A 6,771-nucleotide genomic window follows, 5' to 3' on the forward strand; every position below is an offset into this window, starting at 1 on the left:
TACATACCATTTCATTTACCTTTAGGTTAAAAAACACTAGATATGTATTTTAATTTTAAGCGCGTAATTATTTTAACAGTCACCGTATTAGCCTTTATGTTTTCAACGTCTTGTAGTAGCGATGATGGTGCCCCGAATGAAAACACTTTAGTAGGTACTTGGAAAGAAATCTCTGTACAACAAAAAGAGTATTTAAATGGCGATTTAATAAGCGATACCATAACAAGCCCGGAAGCAGACGACGTTGTTTTGATTACGCTTAGATCCGACAATACATTTACGTCTAATTCTAATACACTTGGCGAAGTAAGCTCTGGCACCTATAGTATAGACGGTAATACGATAGTTATAATTGAGAACGACCTAGACATGGACGCCCAACAAGTTGAAACAACATACGAAGTTACTGGCGATACACTTTACTTAACCGGCGAGCAAGAAGTGAGTTATAACGAAACCTCTTATAAATTTGAGTTTAAAATGACACTACTCAGACAATAAGCACATGGGATCCAGATGGAATTAATCTTTAGCAGGTAATTTGTTTGCATCCCGTTTTTCTAGCTGTACGCACGTAAGTGAGAAAGAAGCCTAGAGCCTATTAACTATACTTTAAATCTCTAAACATTTATTTAATATATTTGGTATAAATATAATGGGAGTAAATGCACTGTGCGTTTACTTGTATGTTGGCAACAAGCTGAAGAAAAATGAAACAGACGGAAAAACAGAAAAAAATCCGATTAATAATTATCATTCTGACAATTGTCGGACTGATTAGTTTTCTGTCCCAAACTGTAACTGTTTTTGCATACGGAATTGACAATTCGACAGACTTTTATTTGTTGCTTTACCCAATGTTATTTGTTTCTTTAATTTTGGTATTCGCCAAAACGAAATTCGGAATTTTATTAACTTTACTGACTTCGATTTCATATAGCATTTTACTAACAAACGAAGTCGGAAAATATTTGACTTTTGATTTTCAGAACAGTATTTTGATTTTAGTTCTGCTACTTCCCTATTTAATATTTTTGAGCTTAATTCCATTATCAATTATTTATTTAACAGACAAAACGGAGAATAGAATAAAATTTCAATTGACTTCTATTCTGTTTGCTCTTGGATTTTTTGCTTTCATAATTTTTGACCGAATGGACAAAGATTATTCGAGAACTGTTTTTGTAGACGCAATCTTGAAAAATAACGGAATTGTGGAATTAAAACTAAAACCTGGATTTGCCGACTCAAGGGAATTTTATATAAAAACAAACTCGAAAGAATTAGAAAAAATCATAAAGGAAAAAGGAGAATTTGTACAAGGAAGTTACTTTTTATCAAACACACGAATTCAAACGAATTATAAGTTTGACAAACTAAAATCTTTGACAATAATAGAATTTAATAAAAATATAGAGTTGCCTAAACGGACTTGGAATGTGGACGAAATAAATGGAAATTATGATTTTATTCGACCATAAAAAGCCAGTTGCCAACACCGTGTATAATTACTTGCTTTGGCAAGTGCTTATTTGGAAAATTCCTTCGGAATTTTCTCGGGTTCGTATTTGTTTACTAAATTAGTTACTTAACCACGCAACTAACCATACACAAAACCGTTAGCGGCCATTGCTCACTCTGCTCAAAACAAACAATTAAATCAACTCAAAAGTGGTTTAAAACCTTAAAATCAATCAGTTTTTTACGATTAAAATTTAAAACAAATATCGGATCCAAACGATGCGCAACTGTTGCGTATGACTGACCTCACTCCTACCCAATATTTCCCAGCGGATCACCAAGCATTTCGAAACTCTTACGGCGGAATGACTTTTGTTATGGGATAGTATTGCGCAATAAATATCTTTAAATATAAAACGCCCGCTAACAATATGTATAAAAAATGCTTAATTTAGAGCATAATCTAAAGGTCAGTGCTTTGTTTACTTACTGCTGATTTTCCTACGGAAAATCCTCACGCGCAAACACGCACTTTCCATACATGAGACGTTGTACACCATTTATGCGAACGACAATACACACTACTAAAAAACTTGAAAAGTTGATTAAGAAATTAATTTCAACTGACGAAAAAACTGAATGTGGAATACTTGGAAAATGGAACGCAACCGTATTTTATGTTGACAGAAAAAAATGCTGGTTAATCACAAACGGAAAAACAAAATATAACGTAATATTGACTGACATTAAATCAACGGATTTAAAAAATATTGAGCAAATTTTCAAAGAGGCTTTATACGCGCAATTGACTTACGATGGAATAATAACCGACTTTGACTATTTAAATTCTATAATCGGAAAAATTGACTTTTTGCCAACTGACAATGACCGAAAAACAACTGGATTTCAAAATGCAAATTTACAGTCACTAGATTGGTGGAAAGCGGAATATGGAGAATTAAAAAATATGCCAATAAAGGACTTGACAAATCGACTAAATAATATTCCAATTCATATTGGAGAGAGTAAAAAAATGTCTGATTTTACAAAAGCACTAAACGAAATGAGAAAAATAATAAATGAATAAAAAAACGGTGTACAACAATGTATAACCGCAATTACGGCGGATTCGACTACGTCCGAATCCACTCGGAATAGCTAAGGTCTGTACCAACCCGAAAATTAACGCATATTAACCCGTAACTGACGGTTATACGAGACCGTTATGTGCAAGCTGAAAAAAAAATAATATGCCAGATTTACAAAGCCATTTAATTTTAGAAAGATGTCCACACTGTCGAGTGGCAAATCCAAATATAACTATCGTTCATAAATTTCAAACAAAAGCATTTGACCAATCAAACTTAAGAAATTGGGGTATTTATAAATGTAATAGATGTGGCGGAGTGACTACTGCTGCTGCACAACAAGACGGTGGATGGATATCGGAAATGTTCCCTGACCAAATAGAAATTGACAATAGTCTACCTGATAAAGCAAAAGCTTTCCTTCATCAAGCAGTTGATAGTTTACACGCACCTTCCGGAGCAATAATGCTTGCTGCAAGTTCAATAGATGCAATGCTTAAAGAAAAAGGATATACTGCTGGAAAACTATATTCAAGGATAAATAAAGCAGCTGAAGACCATCTAATAACATCAGGAATGGCAGAATGGGCACACGAAGTTAGACTTGACGCTAATGATGAAAGACACGCAGATGAAGAAGCTAAATTACCAGACGGAAAAGATGCAAAAAAGACTGTTGATTTTGCATTGGCTCTTGCGGAATTCTTATTTATATTACCTTCTAAAGTACAAAGAGGAATAAAAGAAGCAACAGAACCGATTGAACCAACTAAATAATGATAAACTCAATATTATTCGGAAATGGACTAAATAGGCTTTCTGACTTAAATCAATCTTGGGATCAACTTTTGACTGAAATAAAAGGTTCTCAACAATTTGTGAATGCGGACTTACCGAACACAATGATTTATGAAAGAATTTTATTTGAACGACCATTAAAAATTGATAATAACATATTAAAAGAAGAATCTTCAGTAAAAGAAAAAATAGCTGAAGCTTATAAAAAAGTTGTTACTCATTCAATTTATAAAGATTTGTATTCTTTGAATGCACACAACTATTTATCTACTAATTATGATTATGCTTTTCGAGATTCGATTTCTAAGGAGTTTAATTATGAATATTTGAATAAAAGCACGGAAGACATATACAGTATTAGAAGAAAAATTGAGATAATAGAAAATGGAAATCCATCAACTAATATTTGGCATATTCACGGAGAAATTAAAAATCCGAAAACAATTATGTTAGGCTTAGACCACTATTGTGGCGAAATTGGAAAAATTGACAATTTCATTAAAGGAAAATATGAATATATTATTGGAGGAAAAACTATAAAACTAAAATCAATTAAAGAAAAACTAAACGAAAACGAACCTGATGGAATCTCTTGGGTAGAACTATTTTTTACATCAAACTTATATATCATAGGCTTTTCATTTGACTTTAGCGAAATTGACTTATGGTGGATTTTAACGAAAAGAGCTCGTTTAATTAGAGATAATGAAGTCGGAAATAAAATAAAGAATAAGATTTATTTTTACTGTAACTCAATAGAAGAATCGAAGAAAGGTCTTTTTGAATCATTAGGTGTTGAGATAGTTAATATTCCAAGAATAAGTAGTTACGAAAGTAATTATCGAGATATGATTGATGATATTAGAATGAAAATAGCCAGCACATAACAAAGTGTATAAAACATAGCTAGTAAGTACTAAATCCAAAGGTTCCTGCTTATTTGCGAAGACCGCCAAATTTTTAAATTTGGCTTTTAAAATAGAAAAGATAAAAACAAAATATAAAAATTCGGCTCTGTGTTTATCTGAAAAATTAGCGTCTTTGTACACGCTACGTTTCATACACAAACCGTTGGCAAACATTTGAGAGCAACCTTTCGAGAGAAATCTCATCTAACATAAAAAAACTAAATACAAATGAAAAAGATTAATTTACTACTTATTCTATTCACAATAATATTCCAAGGTTGTAAAGACGATGATGATTGTAATCAACTATGCTTTACACCACCACAAACTTTTCAATTTGAGATTGTCGACAAAGAAAGTGGAGAGAATTTATTTACAAACGAAACGTTTGACTCTAATGAAATTACGATAACTGACAATTTGAATAATAATAAATCTATTGAATTTTCTTTTATATCTGAAGATAATATTAATTTGATTCAAATCGGCTCAATTGGTTGGGTAACTGAAATTGTAAATCTAAAAATTGACATATCTGACAATCATATTTTTAATTTTTACGTTGACGCAGAAAGAATTGAAGATTGTTGCAGTCACACAGATTATAATGAAATTAATTTAACAGATTCAGAATTTGAATTGGACAGTCAAACTGGGATTTATAAAATACTTGTGGAATAAAAACGATTTGCCAACACCGTGTATAATTAATGGCTAGTATTCGCCTATTTACGAAAATCCTCACGGATTTTCTATTTGGTTTTAATTTGCTATCTTTAGTGTTTTAAACACGCCACTAATCATACACAAGACCGTTGTAAAACATTTGGCTCAACCAAGAAACAGTTTTACTAACCGAAAAGAGCAGTTCACTAATTATGGATTATTTTATAGAAAAAGGAATTGAATATTTGAACTAAATAAAATAATAAAGATGAAAAAAATATTTATAGCTCTGATTTTAGCTTTGACTTTCACAGTTTCTNACCGAAAAGAGCAGTTCACTAATTATGGATTATTTTATAGAAAAAGGAATTGAATATTTGAACTAAATAAAATAATAAAGATGAAAAAAATATTTATAGCTCTGATTTTAGCTTTGACTTTCACAGTTTCTAAAGCGACCGAAAAAGAAATAATCGCTGAAGTAATTTTTGAGAACTTAACTGGTAAAGAATTAAATTCTGGCGAATTTTTTATTACCGAAACTAATGAAAGAATTGAAATTAAAGACACTCAAAGTTTTAAAATAACTTTGCCTAGTAAGGGTAAATATCAATTCGGATTTGCAACAGACGAGTTTACTGCATATACATATTATCCTTCAAGAATTACAAACAATAAATATACAATAACAATTCGTTTAGTTGAAAAAACGGAATTGACCTCTAAAAATAGATCTTTCTCTTTTCCTATGAATTTGGACACAAATCTATCGGATGAACAAATTGAGAAAAGGATTTCGGAAGGAAATTTAAACTTCATTATACACGGAATTGACAATTCAATACCTAAAGCGTTTCTTGAATTTAAAGAAAAATATGGAATTGGACTTACCAAAGAGAATTGTGTAATTGACCCTTTGTCATTTAAAAAAGCAACTGAAAACAATCAAATGATTGCGGATTATTTAAACAAAAAATACGGAGTGAAATGGATGAATGAATTGCCGACAAAACCATTCGGAGTAAAATAAAAAACGTTTTACAACAATGTGTATAAGCAATGGCTTGTCCTCACCTACTTGGAAAATCCTGCGGATTTTCCTCTGGCAAGTATCTGTTTACAATTGTCTGTGACGAACCGCACCACTGCTCATACACGAAACGTTGTATGCAATTTGACCAAGCAGTATGAATAAACTGATATTAACATTAGCAATTAGTCTTTCATTAATCTCATTTAATGGATTTGAATTCAATTCTGAATTTAAATTAGTCGGAGAATGGGAAGGAACGGATAAAAATGAAGTTGGATATTTTACATTTGACAATGAAGGTTATGCATATATTAAGTTTGGAACTGACTTATTAGGCGGAAAATAATTCGTAAAAGACGGAAAAAAATTCAGTTTGACTTATAAAGTTGATTATACCAAGTCACCCATTACGGTTGACCTCATATTCACGGAATTAGAAACCGAAAGACAACTAGTTTGGCCTTGTATAATAGATGTATTAGAAAATGACCGAATAATGTTTGCTAGAGGCTCAAATGGAATTAGACCTGAAAATTTTACAGATTATGATTTCATAATACTCAACCGAATAAAATAAAAACTGCATACAACACAGTATATAAAAAATTGCTAGTTTTATGCTAAACCAATGTTAGTTGCTTTGCTTGCTTGCATCTGATTTTCCTTCGGAAAATCCTCGCACACAAGCACGCAACTTTCCAAGAACTGTGTTAAAAAGCAAGTAATTATTAGTTTGTTTTCACTAAAATACTTCTATAGTTCTTATCATAAATCAATCCTGATTTTGCAAGGGCAAATGCCTGTTTTAAAAGCTTAT

At 31.4% G+C, this 6,771-nt stretch carries 8 protein-coding genes; all 8 read left to right on the forward strand.

Features of this window, described 5'->3' with window-relative positions:
* Positions 1 to 42: 42 nt before the first annotated feature.
* A complete protein-coding gene (locus AC0UBM_RS17845; protein WP_475689555.1) occupies positions 43 to 501 on the forward strand; it encodes a lipocalin family protein in 459 nt (152 codons plus the stop codon).
* A gap of 209 nt (positions 502 to 710) precedes the next feature.
* The gene (locus tag AC0UBM_RS17850) at positions 711 to 1,481 is read left to right on the forward strand and encodes a hypothetical protein (protein ID WP_475689556.1); all 771 of its coding nucleotides are present in this window, start codon (positions 711 to 713) and stop codon (positions 1,479 to 1,481) included.
* 542 nt (positions 1,482 to 2,023) lie between these two features.
* Positions 2,024 to 2,548 (forward strand): DUF6933 domain-containing protein, encoded by a 525-nt coding sequence (locus AC0UBM_RS17855; protein ID WP_114308696.1) that lies wholly within the window; start codon positions 2,024 to 2,026, stop codon positions 2,546 to 2,548.
* Positions 2,549 to 2,711: 163 nt separating this feature from the next.
* The gene (locus AC0UBM_RS17860) at positions 2,712 to 3,326 is read left to right on the forward strand and encodes a DUF4145 domain-containing protein (RefSeq protein ID WP_475689557.1); all 615 of its coding nucleotides are present in this window, start codon (positions 2,712 to 2,714) and stop codon (positions 3,324 to 3,326) included.
* The gene (locus tag AC0UBM_RS17865; RefSeq protein WP_475689558.1) at positions 3,326 to 4,234 is read left to right on the forward strand and encodes an SIR2 family protein; all 909 of its coding nucleotides are present in this window, start codon (positions 3,326 to 3,328) and stop codon (positions 4,232 to 4,234) included. Before AC0UBM_RS17860 ends, AC0UBM_RS17865 begins: the two co-directional genes overlap by 1 nt.
* A gap of 249 nt (positions 4,235 to 4,483) precedes the next feature.
* On the forward strand, positions 4,484 to 4,936 hold the full coding sequence (locus AC0UBM_RS17870; protein ID WP_475689559.1) for a hypothetical protein: 453 nt from the start codon (positions 4,484 to 4,486) through the stop codon (positions 4,934 to 4,936).
* 385 nt (positions 4,937 to 5,321) lie between these two features.
* The gene (locus AC0UBM_RS17875; protein ID WP_414037556.1) at positions 5,322 to 5,951 is read left to right on the forward strand and encodes an FEKKY domain-containing protein; all 630 of its coding nucleotides are present in this window, start codon (positions 5,322 to 5,324) and stop codon (positions 5,949 to 5,951) included.
* 157 nt (positions 5,952 to 6,108) lie between these two features.
* On the forward strand, positions 6,109 to 6,300 hold the full coding sequence (locus AC0UBM_RS17880; RefSeq protein WP_475689560.1) for a hypothetical protein: 192 nt from the start codon (positions 6,109 to 6,111) through the stop codon (positions 6,298 to 6,300).
* Positions 6,301 to 6,771 lie beyond the last annotated feature (471 nt).

The sequence above is a fragment of the Formosa sp. F44 genome, from assembly GCF_056238645.1.

Bases quoted from the DNA above. Each gene is read 5' to 3' on its own strand.
- AC0UBM_RS17845 (WP_475689555.1), top strand. From the start codon at position 43: ATGTATTTTAATTTTAAGCGCGTAATTATTTTAACAGTCACCGTATTA.
- AC0UBM_RS17850 (WP_475689556.1), top strand. From the start codon at position 711: ATGAAACAGACGGAAAAACAGAAAAAAATCCGATTAATAATTATCATT.
- AC0UBM_RS17855 (WP_114308696.1), top strand. From the start codon at position 2,024: ATGCGAACGACAATACACACTACTAAAAAACTTGAAAAGTTGATTAAG.
- AC0UBM_RS17860 (WP_475689557.1), top strand. From the start codon at position 2,712: ATGCCAGATTTACAAAGCCATTTAATTTTAGAAAGATGTCCACACTGT.
- AC0UBM_RS17865 (WP_475689558.1), top strand. From the start codon at position 3,326: ATGATAAACTCAATATTATTCGGAAATGGACTAAATAGGCTTTCTGAC.
- AC0UBM_RS17870 (WP_475689559.1), top strand. From the start codon at position 4,484: ATGAAAAAGATTAATTTACTACTTATTCTATTCACAATAATATTCCAA.
- AC0UBM_RS17875 (WP_414037556.1), top strand. From the start codon at position 5,322: ATGAAAAAAATATTTATAGCTCTGATTTTAGCTTTGACTTTCACAGTT.
- AC0UBM_RS17880 (WP_475689560.1), top strand. From the start codon at position 6,109: ATGAATAAACTGATATTAACATTAGCAATTAGTCTTTCATTAATCTCA.